This is a genomic window from Acinetobacter sp. YH12049, from assembly GCF_013419875.1.
GTDB classification, from domain to species: Bacteria; Pseudomonadota; Gammaproteobacteria; order Pseudomonadales; family Moraxellaceae; genus Acinetobacter; species Acinetobacter amyesii.
Genome location: NZ_VOZH01000004.1, coordinates 115442 through 135491, shown reverse-complemented (window position 1 = coordinate 135491; position 20050 = coordinate 115442). Strand labels below are relative to the sequence as shown.

22 protein-coding genes and 1 pseudogene are annotated in these 20050 nt (G+C 39.6%); 7 read left to right on the top strand and 16 right to left on the bottom strand.

From position 1 onward, the window contains the following. A pseudogene (locus FTU05_RS18040) lies at positions 1–65 on the bottom strand (helix-turn-helix domain-containing protein); the annotation flags it as partial. A gap of 35 nt (positions 66–100) precedes the next feature. Between FTU05_RS18040 and FTU05_RS02925 the strand changes: the two are divergent. Continuing rightward, entirely contained in the window at positions 101–1219 is a 1119-nt protein-coding gene (locus FTU05_RS02925) for a hypothetical protein (RefSeq protein WP_180164214.1), read from the top strand. Between the two features lie 105 nt (positions 1220–1324). Here FTU05_RS02925 and FTU05_RS02920 read toward each other — a convergent pair whose 3' ends face one another. The 5 genes from FTU05_RS02920 to def all read right to left on the bottom strand — a co-directional run bounded on the left by FTU05_RS02920 (position 1325) and on the right by def (position 6153). Beyond that, positions 1325–2365, bottom strand: coding sequence for a molecular chaperone DnaJ (locus FTU05_RS02920; RefSeq protein WP_180164212.1), 1041 nt, complete (start codon positions 2363–2365; stop codon positions 1325–1327). A gap of 90 nt (positions 2366–2455) precedes the next feature. Beyond that, entirely contained in the window at positions 2456–3733 is a 1278-nt protein-coding gene (locus FTU05_RS02915; protein ID WP_180164210.1) for a glutaminase, read from the bottom strand. A 64-nt stretch (positions 3734–3797) separates the two neighbouring features. Beyond that, positions 3798–4250 (bottom strand): hypothetical protein, encoded by a 453-nt coding sequence (locus FTU05_RS02910; protein WP_180005323.1) that lies wholly within the window; start codon positions 4248–4250, stop codon positions 3798–3800. A gap of 18 nt (positions 4251–4268) precedes the next feature. Further along, on the bottom strand, positions 4269–5480 hold the full coding sequence (locus FTU05_RS02905; protein ID WP_180164208.1) for a GGDEF domain-containing protein: 1212 nt from the start codon (positions 5478–5480) through the stop codon (positions 4269–4271). A 190-nt stretch (positions 5481–5670) separates the two neighbouring features. Then, complete coding sequence (def, locus tag FTU05_RS02900) at positions 5671–6153, bottom strand: peptide deformylase (RefSeq protein ID WP_180124096.1); 483 nt, start codon at positions 6151–6153, stop codon at positions 5671–5673. A 742-nt stretch (positions 6154–6895) separates the two neighbouring features. Between def and FTU05_RS02895 the strand changes: the two genes are divergently transcribed. Then, the gene (locus FTU05_RS02895; protein ID WP_180124095.1) at positions 6896–8176 is read left to right on the top strand and encodes an MFS transporter; all 1281 of its coding nucleotides are present in this window, start codon (positions 6896–6898) and stop codon (positions 8174–8176) included. Between the two features lie 52 nt (positions 8177–8228). On the opposite strand, the gene FTU05_RS02890 is transcribed toward FTU05_RS02895, so the two are convergent. The 4 genes from FTU05_RS02890 to pnuC all read right to left on the bottom strand — a co-directional run bounded on the left by FTU05_RS02890 (position 8229) and on the right by pnuC (position 10246). Further along, entirely contained in the window at positions 8229–8726 is a 498-nt protein-coding gene (locus FTU05_RS02890) for a DUF2505 family protein (RefSeq protein ID WP_180164206.1), read from the bottom strand. A 166-nt stretch (positions 8727–8892) separates the two neighbouring features. Then, entirely contained in the window at positions 8893–9060 is a 168-nt protein-coding gene (locus FTU05_RS02885) for a hypothetical protein (protein ID WP_180164204.1), read from the bottom strand. 221 nt (positions 9061–9281) lie between these two features. Further along, positions 9282–9581: a hypothetical protein gene (locus tag FTU05_RS02880; RefSeq protein ID WP_180164202.1), complete on the bottom strand. Its 300-nt coding sequence runs from the start codon at positions 9579–9581 to the stop codon at positions 9282–9284. Positions 9582–9661: 80 nt separating this feature from the next. After that, positions 9662–10246 (bottom strand): nicotinamide riboside transporter PnuC, encoded by a 585-nt coding sequence (pnuC, locus tag FTU05_RS02875; protein ID WP_168379271.1) that lies wholly within the window; start codon positions 10244–10246, stop codon positions 9662–9664. Positions 10247–10468: 222 nt separating this feature from the next. On the opposite strand from pnuC, the gene FTU05_RS02870 reads away from it, so the two are divergent. From FTU05_RS02870 to FTU05_RS02860, 3 genes are read left to right on the top strand one after another with little or no spacing between them, the layout of a single operon-like run. Beyond that, entirely contained in the window at positions 10469–11254 is a 786-nt protein-coding gene (locus FTU05_RS02870; RefSeq protein ID WP_168379272.1) for a crotonase/enoyl-CoA hydratase family protein, read from the top strand. 54 nt (positions 11255–11308) lie between these two features. Further along, complete coding sequence (locus FTU05_RS02865) at positions 11309–12199, top strand: alpha/beta fold hydrolase (RefSeq protein WP_180164200.1); 891 nt, start codon at positions 11309–11311, stop codon at positions 12197–12199. A 50-nt stretch (positions 12200–12249) separates the two neighbouring features. After that, on the top strand, positions 12250–12813 hold the full coding sequence (locus FTU05_RS02860) for a TetR/AcrR family transcriptional regulator (RefSeq protein WP_168379274.1): 564 nt from the start codon (positions 12250–12252) through the stop codon (positions 12811–12813). Here FTU05_RS02860 and FTU05_RS02855 read toward each other — a convergent pair. Then, complete coding sequence (locus tag FTU05_RS02855) at positions 12795–13283, bottom strand: hypothetical protein (RefSeq protein ID WP_168379275.1); 489 nt, start codon at positions 13281–13283, stop codon at positions 12795–12797. The two genes, FTU05_RS02860 and FTU05_RS02855, sit on opposite strands and share 19 nt — an antisense overlap. Before the next feature lie 435 nt (positions 13284–13718). Here FTU05_RS02855 and FTU05_RS02850 point away from each other — a divergent pair, with 435 nt between their 5' ends. Next, a complete protein-coding gene (locus tag FTU05_RS02850; RefSeq protein WP_078191420.1) occupies positions 13719–14165 on the top strand; it encodes a GNAT family N-acetyltransferase in 447 nt (148 codons plus the stop codon). 143 nt (positions 14166–14308) lie between these two features. Here FTU05_RS02850 and FTU05_RS02845 read toward each other — a convergent pair whose 3' ends face one another. From FTU05_RS02845 to FTU05_RS02825, 5 genes are all read right to left on the bottom strand, one after another. Beyond that, positions 14309–16105 carry a diguanylate cyclase domain-containing protein gene (locus FTU05_RS02845; RefSeq protein ID WP_180041960.1) on the bottom strand — a complete coding sequence of 599 codons (1797 nt, stop codon included), beginning with the start codon at positions 16103–16105 and terminating at the stop codon, positions 14309–14311. Between the two features lie 187 nt (positions 16106–16292). Beyond that, the gene (locus FTU05_RS02840) at positions 16293–16631 is read right to left on the bottom strand and encodes an FKBP-type peptidyl-prolyl cis-trans isomerase (protein ID WP_180005310.1); all 339 of its coding nucleotides are present in this window, start codon (positions 16629–16631) and stop codon (positions 16293–16295) included. An 80-nt stretch (positions 16632–16711) separates the two neighbouring features. Further along, the gene (locus FTU05_RS02835) at positions 16712–17335 is read right to left on the bottom strand and encodes an MgtC/SapB family protein (protein ID WP_180005309.1); all 624 of its coding nucleotides are present in this window, start codon (positions 17333–17335) and stop codon (positions 16712–16714) included. Between the two features lie 114 nt (positions 17336–17449). After that, positions 17450–17980: a YaeQ family protein gene (locus FTU05_RS02830; RefSeq protein ID WP_180041946.1), complete on the bottom strand. Its 531-nt coding sequence runs from the start codon at positions 17978–17980 to the stop codon at positions 17450–17452. A 65-nt stretch (positions 17981–18045) separates the two neighbouring features. After that, a complete protein-coding gene (locus FTU05_RS02825) occupies positions 18046–19059 on the bottom strand; it encodes a GTP-binding protein (RefSeq protein ID WP_180041944.1) in 1014 nt (337 codons plus the stop codon). A 571-nt stretch (positions 19060–19630) separates the two neighbouring features. On the opposite strand from FTU05_RS02825, the gene FTU05_RS02820 reads away from it, so the two are divergent. Further along, positions 19631–19852 carry a hypothetical protein gene (locus FTU05_RS02820; RefSeq protein ID WP_078191424.1) on the top strand — a complete coding sequence of 74 codons (222 nt, stop codon included), beginning with the start codon at positions 19631–19633 and terminating at the stop codon, positions 19850–19852. Positions 19853–20050: the final 198 nt, after the last annotated feature.

Sequence of the window (20050 nt, the reverse complement as noted above, 5' to 3'; positions counted from 1 at the left end):
TTGGCCAGAAAAATGAGTCGTTCTCGCTGTTCTAAACTAAGTGGTACAGAAACAATTCGAGGCATGTGTGAACATCTGTTAACTAAAAAAACTTTTTCGCATGATTAGTTATTTTTGTCAACTTAATACATCATCAGATGTTTTAATTGATAGAAATTATTATTCCACTCCCGGACTTCCATCTACCACTTTAAATGATACATATGATTTCTTAGAAAACCAAATTCTATTATCTGGCTTAATTTATACAAAAATTAATTTAAATAAAATTTTAGAAATTTTAAACGGAATTAATATTAATGAAGTTTCTAATTCAGATAAAGAATATTCTAGCTTCAAAAAAAATGACGCTTATAGAAAGGATATTTCTAAGGTAATTCTTAAAGTTACATCTTCGGGAATTTTAAAAAGAGTTCAATTTTTATTAAAAGAGATAGAATATTACATTTACTTTCTTCAAAAAAATTTAAATATAACCTATAAAGGACCTATTTATCCAAAATTAACCAAAATCACTATGGCTAATGCTTTTTATAAAGAATTTTTTAGCAAATTAAGACATATTTATGAGTGTGGTTCATTTGGACTAAATGATATTTATGCAAAAATTAAAATTCGTTCAATGTCAAAAATATATGAATTTTTTTGTTTATACAAACTTATTGATTCTTTTAGTAAAATTGGCTTCAATCTCTTTAATGTAATTACAGAACAGGAATTACCTAAAGAAATTATACTACAAAGAGATAATAAGGTGGTTCATATACATTATGAAAAAATTATTCGCTACATTGGTAATAGTATCTTGGATCACTCTGACTTAGTCAGCACCAATTACGATCATAGTCATGCAAAAAAATATGATTACTATAATCCAGATTTTGTAATATTAATTAAGGATACGATTAGCTTAAATAGCACATATTATATATTTGATGCTAAATTTAGAAGTTTAGACTCTCTGCAAAGGAACCAGGTTCTAAAATCAATTAAATTTAAATATTTTGATAATATTAAATATTTAAATTTTGATAAAAAAACCCTAACAAATCAAAACATTCTTGGAAACTTTATATTATATCAAGGTAAAACAAAGGCTTCACTTTATGAAAATATTCATCTTAATGGTTTTACATCACTTCCTTTATTTGAGATAGTTCCATTATTTAAAGACTTAGATAGTTCTTTTATTGAAAATCTGCTCTCTTTTAGTAATTAAAAGGCTCTTCTCTCTTAAATTATTTTCTTATTTATATAAAGAGGCTCAAAATTTTGAGCTTCTTTATATAATCTATTTTAATTAGATTTTTTCTTTATGGACCAATCACAAAACCCCATTCTCCAATAACACCTCCAACCCCTTCACCTTCTCCATATATTTCAGCCGTTCTTTTTCCCACTTCACTTGTTCTTTTAACACTGAAACATCACCATCAATCACCTTATACACATCTTTCACCTGCATATTTTTCGGCTTCGGTTTTTCACTCCAGTGGAAACTATCCGTGATGTCATCTATTTGATTGGCGAGGCGTTGGCTTTGTGCCTCTAAAGCCATTTTATAAAACTTTAAATGTTCATCTGTTAAAGCTTTAGGGCTTTTGCCTTTATTGGTTTCAAGCTGTAATTGCAGCTTTAATAAATAAAATAAATCCTGTGCTTCATGGGCTTGGTTCACCACTTGCAGCAACTCGGTTTTTTCCGCTTTTTTAGCTTCATCAGGTTCACGGTCTGGGTGAATCATGGCAGTGATTTTTAAATACACGGTTTTCAGTGATTGGTTCACTAACTTTTCAGCTTGCTCGCGCTTTTGCGCTAAGCGTCTGCGCTGATGCTCTTCTTTCTCACGTTGATATTGTTCGCTGTCCCACGCTTCATAAGACTCATGTTGTTCTGCAGCGTCCAGTTCTATATCAACATGACTATTTGTGTTTAGCTGTTCTGCTTGTGCTGACTTGCCCTTTTTATTTGGCTTTTGATTATGTGCATGGTGCTGCTGATAAAAGGCATCTACCTCTGCGACTTTTTCAAGTTCTGCTGTATTTAAATAGTTGGATTTTTTCAGCTGCTTTGCCAATTTGGTTAGTTTGGCATCGAACTGTGCTAAATCTGCTTTGGCGAAGTCTTCTTGCTGTAGATGTTGCCAAAGCTGAGTTAGTTGACGGTAGTACACCGCATGCAAATCACGATAGATCGGTACAAGTTTTAACTGAATATAACTCTGAAACTCACTTTTGGCATTTTGCCAAAGCGCTAAGTCTTGTTTTTGCTGTTCAATTTGCTCAATCAGTTTATTCAGCTTTTTATACTGCGAGGATAAAGCTTCAACATTCGGGAGTAAACTGACTTTTAACTCAAAAGACATAAGCAAATTTAACGCAAAAAGAAAATTATAGCCGATCTAAGCACTAAACTTATGAGCACCTTATATGACTCAACAATGGATTTTGGTCCATTAACGCTCAAACCGTTGTAAATATTGACTCAACTCTTCCCGAACAACCACCTCATGCCCTGCATGACTTCGACTTTGTTCCAAGAGATGCTCTGAGTCGATCACCACCACGCGATGACCATCCGCAATTAAACGATCTACACCTTCAAAGAGCATTCGGACACCAACATCGTGTATCAAAGAAATATTGGTCAGATCTAAAACGATATGGTTATTCGCAACAGGTTCATCCTCTAAGATCCGCAGCAACATTTCAGACTCAGTGAATTGCAAAACGCCGCGCAGTTCATACACCACCACCGAATGATCAATACCGCAGGTATAGCGACTTTGGACGATCGTTTGCGCCGAAGGCGTTCCCTCCATGACATGCAGTCCCATGTCCTTAGACAGTCGTTCAAATATTTCGACGCCTCGAACACTATTCCCATGTGTATCGAGTTTCGGACTAAAGACTGCCAGCCCAACCTGCCCTGGCAAAGCCCCCATGATGCCACCAGCCACACCGCTTTTGGCAGGAATACCAACCGTTGTCAGCCAATCTCCCGCAGCATCATACATGCCGCAAGTCATCATCACACTCAACACTTGGCGCACCACCGAACGTGACAGTAATCGTTTTCCTGTGGCTGCTTGCACGCCACCATTGGCAAGCACACTGGCCATTTTTGCCAAATCTTTAACCGTCACTAATATTGCACACTGACGAATATAGCCATTCACCACATCTTCAGGGTCTTCTTCAAGCACACCGACTGTGCGCAGCATGTAACCGATCGACAAATTTCGAAAAGCTGTCTTCACTTCAGACTGGTAAACCGCGTCATCAAAACTCAGCTCACGCCCTGCCAGTTCACTTAAAAATTCACGGAGTTTGTCAGCTCGGGTACTGTGCTTGTCATGTGGTAAAAGTGAATGTGTGGTGATTGCCCCCGAATTGATCATCGGGTTTTTCGGGGTATTGCTTTGTGGATCGAGCGCAATTTGATTAAACGCCTCTCCCGATGGCTCGACACCGACCTTTTGTAAAACGCTATCCAAGCCAAGATGACGAATCGCTAAGGCATAAGCAAAGGGTTTAGACATCGACTGTATGGTGAACTCGACTTCGTCATCACCTGTGGAATAAATCGTGCCATCTACGGTAGACAGTGCCAAAGCCAGTCTATTCGGATTGGCATGGGCTAACTCAGGAATATAATCTGCTAAATCTCCGTGCTGATTGGCATCGCAGGCATTAAAGACATGCTGTAAATAATCTGGAACAGGCGTTTTCATAAGGTCTATTTTTTGTTGTGTGCTTTTTTATTTATAACAAATTGAGCTGCATCTGTATAAGTCCTTATGGTGAAGACGCATTCTGAGCTAAAACTTGTATGTGCTGTAGGTTTAAATGGTGCATCATTTCTCGAATAAAAACGAAATAACTGAGTTGAATGATTGCCTGCTCACCAAATAGATTTTGATAATATTCGGTATGTTCAATCATTTCATTAAAGCCATGTTCTAGGCTTTGTCGGTCAATGTGGGTCGCATGTTCAAAAAAGCTCTGCGCCAATAGATGCAGCATCGCATCATTCGACTGAGCATAGCGCTGCGTCTGATAATCGAGCTGTAATCGTTCTAAAATTTCTTCAATTTCATAGATCAAATATTCAATTGCCAAAGCATCGAAACGCTGATGTCGGACACATTTTTGCACCAAAGCGACTAAGCCATGATCAAAATGAATATTCTGTTGCTCGGTCTGAAAGTCGAGCTGCGCTAATCCGAGCTGAAATTGTAATTGCTGCATAACTATCGTTTAAATTATTTAATCTTCTGCCAATTTTAACTCACGAAAGCTGCGTACTTGGTTACGACCTTGTTGCTTTGCCATATACAGCGCTTGATCGGCCATACGCGTGACCATAGCAGACGGTGTCCCCTCAATCGCCGTTGCCACACCGAAACTTGCACTAATCTTCAACATTTGACGGTTGGCTATCATAGTTTCAGCTTCAGAAATGGCCAATCGACAACGTTCAGCGACCTCTATCGCCTGCTCTAAACTCTGATTTTTTAAAATTAAAATAAATTCTTCACCGCCATAACGTCCAACCACATCTTGTACACGAGTATTGTCATTTAAAATTTGAGCAACACGTTGTAAAACGGCATCTCCTGCATCATGTCCATATTGGTCATTGATCAATTTAAAATGGTCGAGATCAAGCAAAACCACTGCAAATTCAGGCTGTGTCTGTTTGCTGAGTGTATCAAGTTCATGACTAACATAACGTCGGTTAAACACATTGGTCAGCCCATCGACACGGCTGAGGACTTCCATCTTTTGTTCACGGTGTCGCCACTGTAAAAGCAAAATCTGAAAAAATACTGCACTGACGATCAATATGGGTAAATACAACTCCGCCATACTCATCAGCCAAAAGGCATTGTCGTAAAACTCACTCTGTTTTAAAGCTGGGCTGAAAATCGGTGCATATTCTAGATGGTCAATCGAAGTTTGATAGCAAATGTAGCCAATAAACAATGTGATCGGAAATGTGATACTGAGCATAATCGCAGGACGATAAAAAACCAAACCGACCATCAGCAGATTGACCGTCCCCGCCATAGTGGCAGGACTATAGATCCCGATCATATAGCCACCATAGATCATGCCGATCCCAAACAGGACGGGCGCAAAATAGCTAAAAAACAGTCTAAAATTTAAATATTTTTTGAAATAAAGACTGAGTACTGCCAATACGCCATAACTGAGTAGGACTATACAAGCGACGATGATCCTGAACTTGAGTTCACTCGGATTAAACCAAATCCGATTGGTCGAATAATAAAAATTCATGATGCACCACTTCAACACGCTAACTTGACTCAGCATGCCAAAGATGAGAAGTAAACGCCCTTTATCGTAGTCAGACCAATTGATGATGAGATAGTCTGACTCAAACAAAAGATGCTTCAATTTACGCCATTGTACGCCCCATTTCGTACAGACAGCATTGCCCCAATTTTTCCCCATTAATCTACTTTTTTATTTTATTATTTCGCTAGTTATACAAGGTTTTAGCTTCAAAAAGAAAGTCTATTTTCACAGTTAAGCATGCAATCTTTGAAGCCTTTAAACTTCACTTGCACCACTATTCAAATTACTTTTCCGCTATTTTTTTAGCTCAATTGGTCACTTTTATATTTTTGGAATAGCACGGTTTTTATTCTAAACGCTCGGTGAATAAGATCCCATTCAGATGATCGACCTCATGTTGTACGATCCGTGCGGGAAAGCCATTCAGGGTGTTCTCTTTGACTTCACCTTGAAGGGTCAAATATCGCACGTGAATTTGTTCAGCTCTCGGGACTTGTCCTCGTGCATTCGGCACACTTAAGCAGCCTTCTTCACCCAATACAGTCGTTGTCGATTGAGATGTAATCACTGGATTCACCATGACAATCGCCTCCATTTCAGGCGCATCTGGATAGCGTAAATTTGGACGTGAAGCCACGATAATCAGCCGCTTAGAAACATAAATTTGCGGTGCGGCAATACCTACACCTTGACGTTCAAGCATGGTGGCATAAAGTGTTTCACTTAGTGCAGTTAACCATGCAGAACCTATTTCAGACGCTTGTACCTCTGCGGCAGTGAGCGTCAAAATTGCTTCACCACGTTGTGCAACAGCAGCAATATGACTCATGTATTTATCCTTTTTTACGTCTAGCAAGCTTATATTATTTAACTGATGTTACGCACGTAAAAGTAATTACGCATTTTTAAAATGATATTTAAGTTTATTCGACGAAGTCTTACATCTAGGATTTAAATAAAGGGATTAGCCTTCGGCTGGAGGTACTCTTACGAAACGTTGTTTCTCATTCGGCAAAATGAGAAGCAAAGCTTCGCAAGGAAACCATCTTGCGGTGCAATGCACCTCACCGACAAAACTCGTTCACTAGTATCAAATTATTCAAAGTATCGCAAAAACATTTTTGATTAGAAGGAGTCCTGTCTCAAACACTTGCGGATGACGTTACCGCTTATCATTCTTTCATTTGAATCAAATTACGCTTCTGATGTTACTGCGTAACATCAGTTATTTAAAAAAAAACAACCACGCGATATGTATAATTATCGGTTCTGAGTATAAAACAACAGCATGCTATGGCTTTGAATCTTTTATGGTTTATATAGAGAACAAAGTAAAATGACAGATCACACCACCCTATGCTATTGATATTTATCATTTATACATCAAGGTGTGCCATTATCTATTACCAATCATTCTTTTAGTTAATACGACTTTATCTATATTATTTTGTTCTTAATTAATGATATTTTCATAACTATAAGTTTTTAATAAGGCAACAAAGTTTGATTATTCAATAAAAAATTGAATCACTAAACTCGTCAAATGCTATTTGCTGCTGGAAAATATGTGCATGGAAGCTCAGCCACGCCTGACTCGTCAAGATAAACGTACCCTCGGACTGTCATCACTCGGTGGCGCACTCGAGTTTTATGACTTTGTCATTTATGTGTTTTACGCCAAAATTATTTCGGAACTGTTTTTCCCCACTGGACTCAGTCCATTTTGGGCGATGCTGAATACCTATGGTATTTTTGCAGCCGGATATTTTTTCCGCCCACTGGGTGGAGTGGTGATGGCCCATTTTGGCGATTTGATTGGTCGTAAGCGTTTATTTAGTTTGTCTATTTTACTCATGGCTCTGCCTACACTGATGATCGGTGTGATGCCAACTTTTGAAAGTATTGGCTATGCAGCACCACTCCTGCTCCTACTGATGCGCGTGATTCAAGGCATCGCGATTGGTGGTGAAATCCCTGCGGCATGGACTTTTGTTTCAGAGCATGTGCCAGAGCAAAAAATTGGGATCGCCAACGGCCTACTCACTGCCGGCTTATCTTTGGGTATCCTATTGGGCGCACTGATGTCTTTGTTTATTTCATTACAATTTACAGAGTCAGAAATCCATGACTGGGCATGGCGGATTCCATTTATTCTAGGCGGGATCTTTGGTTTTGTTGCGCTCTATCTCCGCAGTTATTTAAAAGAAACGCCTGTATTTAAAGCCATGCAAGAAAAGAAACAATTGGCTAAAGAGCTTCCAGTGAAACAAGTGCTACAACAGCACAAAACAGGCGTTGTGATTGGTATGTTGTTTACATGGTTCTTAACTGGCTGTGTTGTTGTGCTGATTTTAGCGATGCCAAATTTACTCACAGGCGCCTTTGGTTTTGAACGTGCAGATGCCTTTAAAATGCAAAGTGCCGCTATTGTGATGCAAATGGTCGGTTGTATCTTGGCAGGTCTTTTGGCAGATCGCTTCGGTGCGGGCAAAGTGATGCTGTTCGGTTCCCTCCTTGTCGCGATAATCGCGGGCGTGTTCTATAACAGCTTGGGCCATGTGGCAGCATCGACCGTGTTTACGCTCTATATGCTGCTCGGTTTGGCATCAGGTACGGTCGGCATGGTGTCTTATAGTATGGTGAAAATGTTCCCTGCACAGATTCGTTTCTCGGGCATTTCATTTTCATACAATTTGGCTTATGCCATCGCGGGTGGTATCACCTTGCCATTGGTTCAATGGTTGAGTTTATACAGCAACATTGGCGCTATGTATTATATTTGGACCGTCTGTTTGGTGACCTTCTTTACTGCGATGCTCTATCGTCAACGCTTTGAAAAAACATCTCACTAAAAATAAAAAAAGCGGTCAATGACCGCTTTTTTAAACTCGCTTTCAAGTCGATTCAGGCTTTTAAATTTTTACGTAATTCATCTTCTACAATTTCAATCTCGAGCTGACTAAAACGACGAATTTCACCTTCTGCATGTTTTTCTAGTAATCCACCAATCAGTGGAACTTTGACTTTCACCGTCCAATCCAAATTAAAACTGACTTGTGTCGCATCACCACTGACACTTCGTTTGCAACTTGCTTCGAGCGGTAAGTTCGGATCAAGTTTGACATCTGATGTTAACGCCGCCAAATTACTAATATCCGTACGTTTCAGACGAAACGCATCTTTTAAAAACTTCTTGGCAATATCTGGAATATTTACATCAAGGTTATATGCACGTTTTAAGGTATACATATCGCCTGTTTTTTTTGATTCTAAAATTTCTAGATTTTCACCCGGTATGCGTTTGCACACCGCTTCATGCAAGCTGATATCTGCGGCTAGTCGTTTAAAATCTTCAAGTGAAATGCCATGAATTGTGGCATTGACGGTAAATTGATGTGCCATTCTCGTAATCCTTCAGGTCAATATTGGTTTTATTGTTTTATTTCGCCCAGTCTACAGTTGCTATAACTGTGTTTTGGATTAAATCGGAAAGCGCTGTGGCTGTCATTGACCTGAAACCAAACTGAAAAAACAGAATTGCCATACTGCAACTCATTGGGACTCTGCCTTAAAGGACTTTTTGATAGATTTGCCCATCCTGATCTTTAAACTCGAGCTGAAATTCCCAGCCCGCATCGATTTTTAAATACATCCCTGCATAGGACAACTTTGCGTACCAATGACCGAAGTCGAGGCTTACAATATCAAAGCTGGCTTGTTCAGGAAGCTGTTGCATTGGTTTTGCACTTATCAAAGCGCTTGGTTCAAAAGACGTGCAGTGCGAGCCATAATGATGAAAGAGTTCAAAACATAGCTGATTGAAAATTTTAAATGTTGAATCTTTTGGGTCAAGTTGCGTCATTGCTTTAATAACGTTCCATATCTTTTCATTTCTTCTTACGCTTATTTTTTTCTTTTTTAAAACGAATCTTTAAAGAGCTGATTTTAAAAATTTTATTAATTTAAAAGCATGCTATGCACCACACCATCCCGATCACGGTGTACCAATTTGATTACTTGTGAATAATCAATCAAGATACTTTGGTGTTTGTAACTGATTTGGATGCCGTATTCATCTGCACCATCATCCAAACCGCTGATGCTACATTTCGTGCCTTGTGGAAATGCCTTGATCCATTCAGCGTTATACACATCTGCTATTTGCTCAAACTGAAAAAAGCTCGCATTTTGCTGTAGTAGAAATGCAGCTTGTCGGTCAAAACGCTGTTGCTGCTCAAGTTGAAAGTCGATAATCATGACTCTGCACGCTCTTCTATTGTTCATCGGGTTGGATCAACGGCTATTAGAAAATAAGCTTTGCCATCACCCAATGATCCTTATAAAGCTTTCATCGCCTGTTGCTGCTGTTTATTTTTGACTTGTGTCCATTGCCACCAACCAAACGCCGCCAAGCCGACAAAACCGGCATACAGAGCTGCGGTGAGATACAGGTCTTTATATATAAACATACCCACATAGATAATATCGACAAATACCCAAAGCACCCAAGTGGCAATATGTTTCCGGCTGGTCCAATACGTTGCGAGCAAGCTAAACGCGGCCAATTGTGCATCCAAAATTGGTACGGCTGCATCGGTAAAATAGTGCAGGCTTAAACCAAAAATCAAACCGCCCACCGCAGCTAAGAGCATTTGAAAGATCACGAGTTTGGTCGCAATCGGTTCAATACGGATGTCATGATCTTGTTGTTTGCCCTTCAACCAATGATAAAAACCGTAGAAGTTCACCACTACAAAGAAAAACTGCAAAATGGTTTCGCCATAAAGTTTGTAGGTATAAAACAGGTAGGCATACAGCAAAAAAGCTGCAAAGTTAAACCACCAACACCACATATTTCGCTTAATGGTTAAAGTCACCCCGATTAAGCTAATAATGACTGCAAAAATTTCTAAGTTTGACATGGTAGATTGGGCCTTAAAAAAGCTGCAGCTATTATGGAAAAAATCAGCCCAAAGGCAAGCTATATCCTGCACTATTTCATATCAACTCTGTAAATTTTAAATCAAACCACTCATCCACCAGACGATGATTTTGATGTTTTGAACGCATCAGTTTTGACAGTTTTCTAACAATCGTTTAAAAACTTAGCTATGCATAAAGAATAATCAGAAGGAATCATCCAAATGTCAGAACAACAAGGTCGTGTAAGTCGAGAAATTCGTGGTCATCTTTATTTAATCGGTTTGGACCGTGCAGATAAACGAAATGCGTTTGACAGTCATTTAATTCATGACCTTTCACTGGCGCTCACTGAATATGAAGATGATCCAAATTTACGCTGTGCGGTGATTTTTGCTCATGGCGATCATTTTACTGCGGGTCTAGATCTGGTCGAACTACAACCCAAACTTGGCAGCGGGCTGTTTAATTTTCCTGATCAGCAAATTAATCCGTGGGGAACCAACTCACGACAACGAAAAAAACCAGTTGTGGTCGCGGTACAAGGGTTCTGTTTTACAGCGGGTATTGAACTCATGCTGAATGCCGATATCGTGATCGCACAGCGTCACACGGAGTTTGCTCAAATGGAAGTGCAACGTGGCATTCTTCCCTTTGGTGGCGCAACAGTTCGCTTTGTGCAAGCAGCGGGTTGGAATAAAGCCATGCGCTATTTACTCACAGGTGAACGTTTCAATGCGCAAACGGCATATGACATGAACTTGGTGACTGAAATCACCGACCAAGCGCCCTTATCTCATGCAATAGAACTTGCAGAACAAATTGCACAGGCTGCACCACTGGCGGTTCAGGCAACACTCGCTGCAGCACAGCAAGGGGTGCATTTGGGAGCCGATGCTGCCTTTGCTCAATTGGATCAGCACTTACAACCACTACTAAAAACACAAGATGTACAAGAAGGTGTGATGGCCATGCTACAACGTCGCGCAGCCAATTTTCAGGGCAAATAACCCTTTATTTAAACTGAGTAAACCCTTTACGTCCTGCCTATCAAGAGAAAAATTATGTCAACGGATTTAGAACCAGCAGCGCAAGAAATACATAGTACACCCGTGAGTTTCCCTGCAACCGATGGTTATACGCTTTCAGGCGTTGAATATCGGCCTAATACTGCCGCTAAGGCCAATATTATTATTTCAAGTGCGACAGGTGTACCTCAACAATTTTACCGTCGTTTTGCCGAGTATGCCGCAGGACTCGGTTATCAAGTACTGACTTTTGATTATCGTGGTATAGGACGTTCTGCACCGTCAAAACTTAAAGGCTTTAAGATGTCTTATCTTGACTGGGGACGTTATGACCTTTCTGGTGCCATAGCTTATATGCAACAACACGGTCAGGAAACTTTTCTAGTGGGACACTCTTATGGCGGTCAAGCACTAGGCCTTACCCCAAATCATGATCAGATACGTGCCATGTATTGTTTTGGCACTGGCGCAGGTTGGCATGGCTATATGCCCTTTAAAGAAAAAATGAAAGTTCATGTGATGTGGAATATCGTTTTTCCGCCGATGGTTGCCGTCAAAGGGTATTTGCCTTGGAGCAAACTCAATATGGGCGCTGACCTTCCTGTCGATGTCTATAAGCAATGGCGTCGTTGGTGTAAAAACCCAACCTATTTCTTTGCCGACCCTGAGCTGAGTGAGCTATCTCAACAATATGCTGCAGTTCAAACGCCGATTTATGCGGTCGCTGCGCTCGATGATGACTGGGCATTACCCAATTCACGACATGCTTTTATGCAACATTATGCGCAAGCATCAATGCACTATATCAATATTGAAGCGCAAGATTATGGTCTAAAACATATTGGTCATATGGGATATTTCCGCAAAGGTGCTGAACCCTTATGGCAGGAAGTCATTGGAAGGTTTAACGAACTATTAGTCGGTTAAACCAATTTACTTTATACACATCATAGTGATTTATTTGGATAGAGAGATACATGCGTCCACGGAAAAACACCTCAGAACATCTATTACTACAGTCAGCACACGCCTTTAAACGCTATGGCTATATGGGCTGCAGCATGGGGAAATTGGCTGAAGCCTGTGGACTTTCAAAAGCTGCGTTTTATTATGACTATCCGAATAAAGACGCTTTGCTGATGGAAATTTTAAACCTGACACACGTGAAGTTAAAGCACAGTATTTTTCAGCAATTACAGCGATCCACTGCATCACCTCAACAGGCTTTCTCGCACATCCATCAACAGGCCATCCAGTTTTTTAGCCAAGGTGGATTAGGCTGTTTGGTCGGGATCTTAAGTATGGAGCGGCAACATTTACCTGCCGAGATTTTTGCAAAATTACAGTCCATCTTTCAGGAGTGGCAACTCGCCTTTGAAGTGTTTTTTAAGCGATGCATGACCATCGAACACGCCGCTCAACTTGCCAAAGTCAGCTTGGCGGATTATGAAGGCGCTATTTTAATGGCCCGAATAACCGATGATTTGAGTTATCTCGATTTAGTCCAAGATCGCATTTTGCTTCAACTTGCGGAGTCTTGATAGCGATATTCAATTTTATGTTCTTCGCCAAAACGGTCGACATGTGTATAAAACTCACCGTATCGGCCTAAATAATACTCGAGTGATTGATTGTAAAAATTCCAATAAATCGACCATTCATTCAAATCTAATTGGCGAATTTGAGTTTTACAATTCACTGGCATGCGACGTAAAAAGACTTCTTGTAACTGCTCGGCTGCCTGTAGCGAATCTAATTTGTATTGTTGTTGAAAGAAAATTTCCGCAATATCATCAAAAAGTTGCTGTTCATATTCATCAACTTCAATGACCTGATCGACTTGGCGTATAGCATCATCATTCGATGCTAAAGAGATACTGTTCGATTTTTCTGGTGCTTGGTAGCGCGTATATTTTTGACGATATTTTTCTGTTTTTAGGATTTTTTTGACCACAATGCCCGCTGCAGACAACGCGATCAGAATACATATCACAATGAGAAAATTAACCATAATAACAACCTACTGCCGATGACGCGCATGCACATCTTGAATCATCGAATATTTTTATGGACTAATATAACGCACAATAACGTTTAAAATTCATACAAAATTATTTTAAAGCTGAAATTTGGCCTATTTTCTTTGCTAATTTATTTCAAACTATTACACCTGCTGAAATCATTGAGTATGTATACATTTCTAAAAGATCTATTATTACTTTAAAAACAGTATAGTTAGATGCATTTATGTGGTTATTTATCCATATTTAATGATTAATTTATAAATATACATTTGTAAATTTTGCAACAATTTTGAAATAAAAACCCAACCCAACAGCGCAATGGCAGCAAAAAAACATAAAACGCAACAATAAGCCTCTTTAAGCACAGGGCGATATCTTCTGAAATGGCAGGCTGTTGGAGTTTTTTATAAAAAGAAAAAATTATGATACGCGAAGCACAAATCCAGGACATACCCGAAATTATTCACGTGATTCACAACAGCATTCGTTCATGTATCCAGGACCATCAACGTAATGAAAGTGTGATTCAAACTTGGCTTGAGGAGGCAAATCAATCAAATATCTTAATGTGGATGCTTTACAACGATAGTTGGGTCTACGTCAGTGACAATCGAGTGGTCGGCTTTATTTTAGTCAGTGATCAGGGACAAATTTTACTGAACTATATTTGCCCTGAACGTCAGTACCAAGGCATTGGTAAGGCGTTATTATTAAACATGATGCACTGCGTCCGGAAAAAGAATATTACCGAGATCAGTCTAGAAAGTACCCATACGGCACTCGCCTTTTACCAAAAATATGGCTTTGTCGCACATCAGGATTTTGAGCCTGCTGATGTTCCGCTTAAATTGGTCAAACAACTCTGCTAGTAGAGAGATAAAGTTCGTAGAGGGATAGATTTTCAAATAAGATGATTGTATAGATGAATTTAAAGATAAATGAATCTAAATAAGTATTGGCAATGGATACTACCGATACCTCCACAAAGTTTTAAACCGTTTACGACTAGGTATCAAGGCTTAAGTTGATCGCGTCCTGCCTGTTTGGCCATATATAAATAATGGTCTGCATGTTTCATTAAAGCTTCGATACTGTCAAAGTCATTTTGCTTATCCATCCATGCCATGCCCAAACTTAGAGTGACGTAATTTTTGTCATCACCCCGATTAACATGTTCAAGCTGTTCATTACGCATGGCTTCGAGTACCAATTGTAATTGCTCTTGGGCAATCGCATACGGAACATCATGCATCAATATGGCAAACTCTTCTCCCCCGTAGCGAGCCACATAGGCTGAACTTGGCAGGGTATTTTGCATGGTTTTCACGATCTGCTGTAACACCTCATCGCCTTTGAGATGTCCATAGTGGTCATTATAATTTTTAAAATAATCAACATCTAACATGGCAAAGACCAGTGTTCGATGGCTATGAAAACGGACTTCCGAATATAAGCGTTGAATTTCAGCATTCAGTGCACGGCGGTTGAATGCCCCCGTTAAGGCATCAATACGAATTTGTAGCTCTAGCTTTTTATTCAGCTCGTGAAGCTGTAAGGTGCGCTCTTTGACTTTCTGATCGAGTGAACTGTTTAGCTCAAGCAAACTATTATTCAACTGTTCCGTATGCATCGACTGCTGTGCATAATGATGCGATTGCTGAAACATGATCAACAAGGCATACAAACTGGTTGAAATGAACGATAAATTGACTGAATCAATCAAATTCATCATCAGCAAAAAGTCGTTTAAAAAGGTAATGCACAGGAAAATAACCGCGATTAAATTTAATTTTGAATACGGTTCTTTCTTTTTCAGTGTTAGGTAAAAACCATAAGCAAAATTACTCAGAACAACGATCACATAAGCAAAGCTGTAGGTTGCCAAAGGCTGAAAAATCTCAGGGGTCGAAACAAAAGTCACTGAAATATTCAACGACAACAGCAACATCGCGATCTGATAATTTAAGGTAAATAAATAGCGACGACTGAGCAAGTGGATATAACTTAAAAAGAAAATCGACGCCAAATAAGTAAATAAATATTCTAATCGCGTGCCCCACAACCAATTGATATCGGTAAAAGTGGTATAGGCATAAGGTGCTGAAAATAAATTATGGAATGCTAAAAAGACAATAAATAAGCCAAACACCAAATTACTTCGGCTATTGCGACCGCGTAAACCTCGGAAAACAGAAAATAGGATCGTAAAGAGTCCCACACCCAAGACGGCGCCCGACACCATTCCAATACTCATCATTTGTTGTTGGAATTGGCGGTTTATTGTCTTAGCAATACCAATACGCATCGGGTTTTCAAACCCGCCGTGCATACTGTTAAAACTTGAAGCCTGAATGGTTAAAGTGAAATATTCATCTTGTGCCACAAAATAGGCAATTCGCGGTGCATTCTCCGTTTTTTGTTCTGCTTCAGTACGCCCCACCTCGCCCAAACGAACGATCACATCACCATTTAAAAATACCCGATACGCACCGTACTGATTTGGAATCAATACCGCGATACGTCGACCAATAAATTGTTTAGGGATTTGGAAATGTCCAGTAAATGTCCCAAAACCTTTACTGTCCCCTGTGATGTCTTTAAATGATGCAGGCAGATAGACCGTTTGACCGACTAGAACCGAACTCGGAGAAGTTAAAAATTGATTTGGATAAAACAACCATTTGCCTTGTAAGAGGCTACTGGTGTCTTCCGTGAAGTAGATTTGGTTAACTTCGTTTTGATGTTTTAAATAAAACGATTTAGGCGCAGTTTCATACTGTGCTTGAGCAGTCGATACAGTGAATGCCAATGTAAAAATAATAAAGGTAAGAACCCAGAACAATCTGGTGCAAGGCAACTGTAAAGACAACGGCTTTGATTCCTGCGTTTATACTCGAGCAATTATTCTAATCTACGGTAAAAGACAAAAATAACAACTACTATTTTATCCAATTGATCAATAACGTCCATGTCATCGATCTAAAACAGTCACTGTATTAATCGCGCGTTTTTACATCATACAATTCAATCTCAAAAATAAGATTTGAATTGGCAGGAATCACATTGCCCATTTTACGCTCACCATAAGCCAAATGTGATGGCACGATTAACTTACGTTTACCACCGACTTTCATCCCCATGATGCCCTGATCCCAACCTTTAATCACACGGCCTGTACCAATTACCGTTTCAAAATAATTACCACGATCCAGTGATGAATCGAATTTAGTGCCGTCTTCTAACCAGCCTGTATAGTGTGTTGTAATCAAAGCGCCTTTAACCGCTTCTTTACCTTCGCCTACCACTAAGTCAATAATTTCTAATTCTTTGCTCATGCTCTCAACCTCAAATGCCGCAATCAAAATAAAACCCTATTATAAACAGGATTACTTTGGATGCCGTAGTAAATACGCTGTTAAAAATTGAGCTCCAGAATATCCTGATCATTCATTAGATCTTGAGTTAATTTTCTATGGTTTGTCGCAGAGCCAATTAAGATCCAACGCCCACTGATTTTATGTTCAGTTTTATGTCGCACACTACGAACCACTTGCATTTGATAGGTTTTAAACAGCTCTTCATAGTCATCCAGCGTTTGTTGTCGAAAGTGACAAACGATACGATAACTCCGTGCTTGGTTTTTCGCTTCAATCCACGCTTGAATATAAATCAAAACAATTAAAACGATCAGCACAATCACCGTACCAATCAAGCTCAGCATGACATAGCCCGCTCCCGCAGCCATGCCTAAGGCAGCGGTCATCCAAATGGTAGTTGCTGTGGTAATGCCTGAAATTCGATTTTCATCTTTAAAAATTACCCCCGCACCCAAAAAGCCGAGGCCAGTCAAAATATTGGCCGCAATTCGATCATGACTATCAACGCCGATACGTAACGATAAGATAGTAAATAAACATGAACTTAAACTGACCATAATCATGGTGCGCAGACCTGCCGACTTACTTCGGTACTCACGTTCCGCACCAATGACAGCGCCAATCATAAGCGCCACAAATAACAAATAAAAATCAGGGTACATCGGCTGCTCCCCATCTTTAAAATTTTCTCATTGTTTGTAGATATACCGAATTTTATAGTCAGGATGCAAGCCTAAACTCACACCCATCATGAAGAGTTAAATCAAATGATAAACTTATTGCAATTGTGTCCATTCAATGACAGCTTGAGCTTTATCACCTATCAAAGTCCATTCGCCGTCCATTACGTTTAATTGTAAAGACATGGTTCGTTCGGATAACTCTTGAATGGCAGCTGTACTCGCTTCAGATAATTGCCAAATCTCAACATTCTTCAGTGTTTTCAATTTGCTGTTGCGTTTATACCATTCATCTACTGATGAACCATAAGTAATCACAGCAACGTTTGGGCAACGTGCACTGGCTTTTTTGACTTTGTCTTCGTCAGGACAGCCAACTTCAATCCATTTCACCAATTGGCCTGTTAAATCTTTTTCCCACAGCGCTGGTTCGTCTGTTTCGAAAAGATCTTTGGTAAATTCTAAGGCTTCATCTGCATAGCGTGCATATGCCAAGACACGTACCATCAAACGTTCAATCGTTTCAGAAGGATGCAAAGCCATTGTCAATTGATAATCACCATATTGGTGTACATCCATATTGGCAATGTTCAAATCTGCTTTATAAATTGTAGCTTTTAGCGCCATAGTAAAGTCCTCAAATTTGGCGCCTAGCATATAAGATTTAGCAAGCTTTTGCTGCGCTGATTTACTTATTTCTCAGCTTTCTCGGCATCGATACGACACTGCATTAAACGATCTTCAAATTCGAGCCATTCACGTTCAGTCTGGTAAATAATTTCGACACGATTATCGATACTTTCCTCGCTCGACTGATAATTAAACTGATCGGGATTAAAGTTAAAGGTTTTCCACCCTTGGTCTGTCTGAAAAATACCTTTGATCCGTAGCCAATCTTGCTGCTCACAGAGTAAATCTAACAACTCAAAAAAATCAAAGGTCCATCGTTTTGGGAGTTTCCAACCTGCGACACTATAGCCCTGAGCGGATTCAACATAATGATAAGGCAACTGTTTAATTTCTGTGGGTACATCGACCAACGTTTGCTTTTGTATCGCCAATAAAGGCTGAATTTTACGAGGACTTCCCACATAGGCGAGATCAATATTTGCCAATTTTAAATCACCTTTGACGACATTGATCCATTGCTGCTGATACGGTAAATACGTTTGTTTGAGTCGTTCCAAACCAGCTTGATCGGCATCACTCATGCAATCGACATGAGACACCACAACGATTTGTGCCACTTTGAGTTGATCGGCATACAGATTTTGCGAAGTCCACTCTTGATCATGTAAGCGTGAGCCATCAACCACGGTTACCAATGCCCGCATGGCTAAATGCGGATGCCAATGTGGCTCGGTCAATTGCTCCAATAGTTGTCCCGGATGCCCTAAACCTGTCGGCTCAATAAACAGTCGGTCGGGTTTCACCTCTGACAATAATCGTGACAACGCAATTTGCATCGGCAGTTGGCTACTACAACATAGACATCCACCCAATAATTCCTTCACCGCAAAGCCCTGATCTTGCGGCAACATCTGTTGATCGACCCCGATTTGCCCAAACTCATTCATCAGTACGGCCCAAGTTTCGCCCGCTGGCTTTTGCTTTAATAACTGCTGTAAAACTGTGGTTTTACCCGCACCTAAAAAGCCAGAAATAATATGAACCGGAATCGCACCGTGGGTAGAAACTAATTTCAAAAGTGAGTCACTCAAATAAATAGCCAATGATTGATGGCCTTTACCATAATGATTTCAAAAAAATGCTGCAAGTCTAGTCTTCATTTCTCTGTCTTCATTTTTCTAAAGCATAGATCAGCCTAGTATCCGAGGCATTGAATGATGATCTGGCTGTTAAACAGCCTGTTTATTCCATTTGCATGAATGCATGACATATCTGGTCATACTTTATTGACAAAGTTAACTCTTATATTTAAAAAAAAATAGCCATATCGAAAAGAATCCTTACATTTGGATTTTAGTGAAATTTCTAGATTCTGCTTATTTACGACATCGATGTAATCATCATGTAAACAATGAATGAATCATAAAGTCGATTTGGTCATTTTTTCTTGCAAAGTTAAATGAAGATTCCGATATTTTTTTTACATTTAAAACACAGGATGGACGGTTATGTATTCATCCAGTTAACCAGTCTGTTTCACTTTGTTGCTCGCATTGATCACTCGGTTTTCTCGATTTAGCATGAGCTCTCTCCTGATGGACGTGATGATCTTTTCAGGACTTACTAAAATATATAAGGATGCTCAAAATGAAATTAACTCAAATTTTACTTGCTTCTACTCTAGCTGCTGCAGCTGCAACAAGTTTTGCTGCAAGCAAAGATAAACAAGAAGCGCCTGAACAAGAAAAAGTAGTGGTTAGCACTCAAGAACAGCCAGCGACTGAAACAACTGCTGCTGAAGGTACTGCTGCTCAACCTGCTTCAGAAGCAAATGCTGAAGGTTCTGCACCAGCTCAACCTGCTCAGTAATAGACGAATAGCGTACTCCACACGCTAAATTCATTTAGTCTGCTGCTCAACATTTATCCCTCACTAATAAAATGTTGTGCTAAATGAATTAAAGTCGCCGGATCATTGAAAAATGGTTCGGCTTTTTTATGCTCAAAGCTACTAATTGATAGATTTTAATGATCGATAAATCATTCAAAATGATTGATCATTTTAATA

Bases quoted from the DNA above. Each gene is read 5' to 3' on its own strand.
- FTU05_RS02870 (WP_168379272.1), top strand. From the start codon at position 10,469: ATGTCAGAACAACAAGGTCGTGTAAGTCGAGAAATTCGTGGTCATCTT.
- FTU05_RS02905 (WP_180164208.1), bottom strand. From the start codon at position 5,480: ATGGGGAAAAATTGGGGCAATGCTGTCTGTACGAAATGGGGCGTACAA.
- FTU05_RS02885 (WP_180164204.1), bottom strand. From the start codon at position 9,060: ATGCAACAGCTTCCTGAACAAGCCAGCTTTGATATTGTAAGCCTCGAC.
- FTU05_RS02865 (WP_180164200.1), top strand. From the start codon at position 11,309: ATGTCAACGGATTTAGAACCAGCAGCGCAAGAAATACATAGTACACCC.
- FTU05_RS02925 (WP_180164214.1), top strand. From the start codon at position 101: ATGATTAGTTATTTTTGTCAACTTAATACATCATCAGATGTTTTAATT.
- FTU05_RS02855 (WP_168379275.1), bottom strand. From the start codon at position 13,283: ATGGTTAATTTTCTCATTGTGATATGTATTCTGATCGCGTTGTCTGCA.
- FTU05_RS02895 (WP_180124095.1), top strand. From the start codon at position 6,896: ATGGAAGCTCAGCCACGCCTGACTCGTCAAGATAAACGTACCCTCGGA.
- FTU05_RS02850 (WP_078191420.1), top strand. From the start codon at position 13,719: ATGATACGCGAAGCACAAATCCAGGACATACCCGAAATTATTCACGTG.
- FTU05_RS02880 (WP_180164202.1), bottom strand. From the start codon at position 9,581: ATGATTATCGACTTTCAACTTGAGCAGCAACAGCGTTTTGACCGACAA.
- FTU05_RS02910 (WP_180005323.1), bottom strand. From the start codon at position 4,250: ATGCAGCAATTACAATTTCAGCTCGGATTAGCGCAGCTCGACTTTCAG.
- FTU05_RS02915 (WP_180164210.1), bottom strand. From the start codon at position 3,733: ATGAAAACGCCTGTTCCAGATTATTTACAGCATGTCTTTAATGCCTGC.
- FTU05_RS02830 (WP_180041946.1), bottom strand. From the start codon at position 17,980: ATGGCGCTAAAAGCTACAATTTATAAAGCAGATTTGAACATTGCCAAT.
- def (WP_180124096.1), bottom strand. From the start codon at position 6,153: ATGAGTCATATTGCTGCTGTTGCACAACGTGGTGAAGCAATTTTGACG.
- FTU05_RS02890 (WP_180164206.1), bottom strand. From the start codon at position 8,726: ATGGCACATCAATTTACCGTCAATGCCACAATTCATGGCATTTCACTT.
- FTU05_RS02820 (WP_078191424.1), top strand. From the start codon at position 19,631: ATGAAATTAACTCAAATTTTACTTGCTTCTACTCTAGCTGCTGCAGCT.
- FTU05_RS02835 (WP_180005309.1), bottom strand. From the start codon at position 17,335: ATGTACCCTGATTTTTATTTGTTATTTGTGGCGCTTATGATTGGCGCT.
- pnuC (WP_168379271.1), bottom strand. From the start codon at position 10,246: ATGTCAAACTTAGAAATTTTTGCAGTCATTATTAGCTTAATCGGGGTG.
- FTU05_RS02860 (WP_168379274.1), top strand. From the start codon at position 12,250: ATGCGTCCACGGAAAAACACCTCAGAACATCTATTACTACAGTCAGCA.
- FTU05_RS02920 (WP_180164212.1), bottom strand. From the start codon at position 2,365: ATGTCTTTTGAGTTAAAAGTCAGTTTACTCCCGAATGTTGAAGCTTTA.
- FTU05_RS02840 (WP_180005310.1), bottom strand. From the start codon at position 16,631: ATGAGCAAAGAATTAGAAATTATTGACTTAGTGGTAGGCGAAGGTAAA.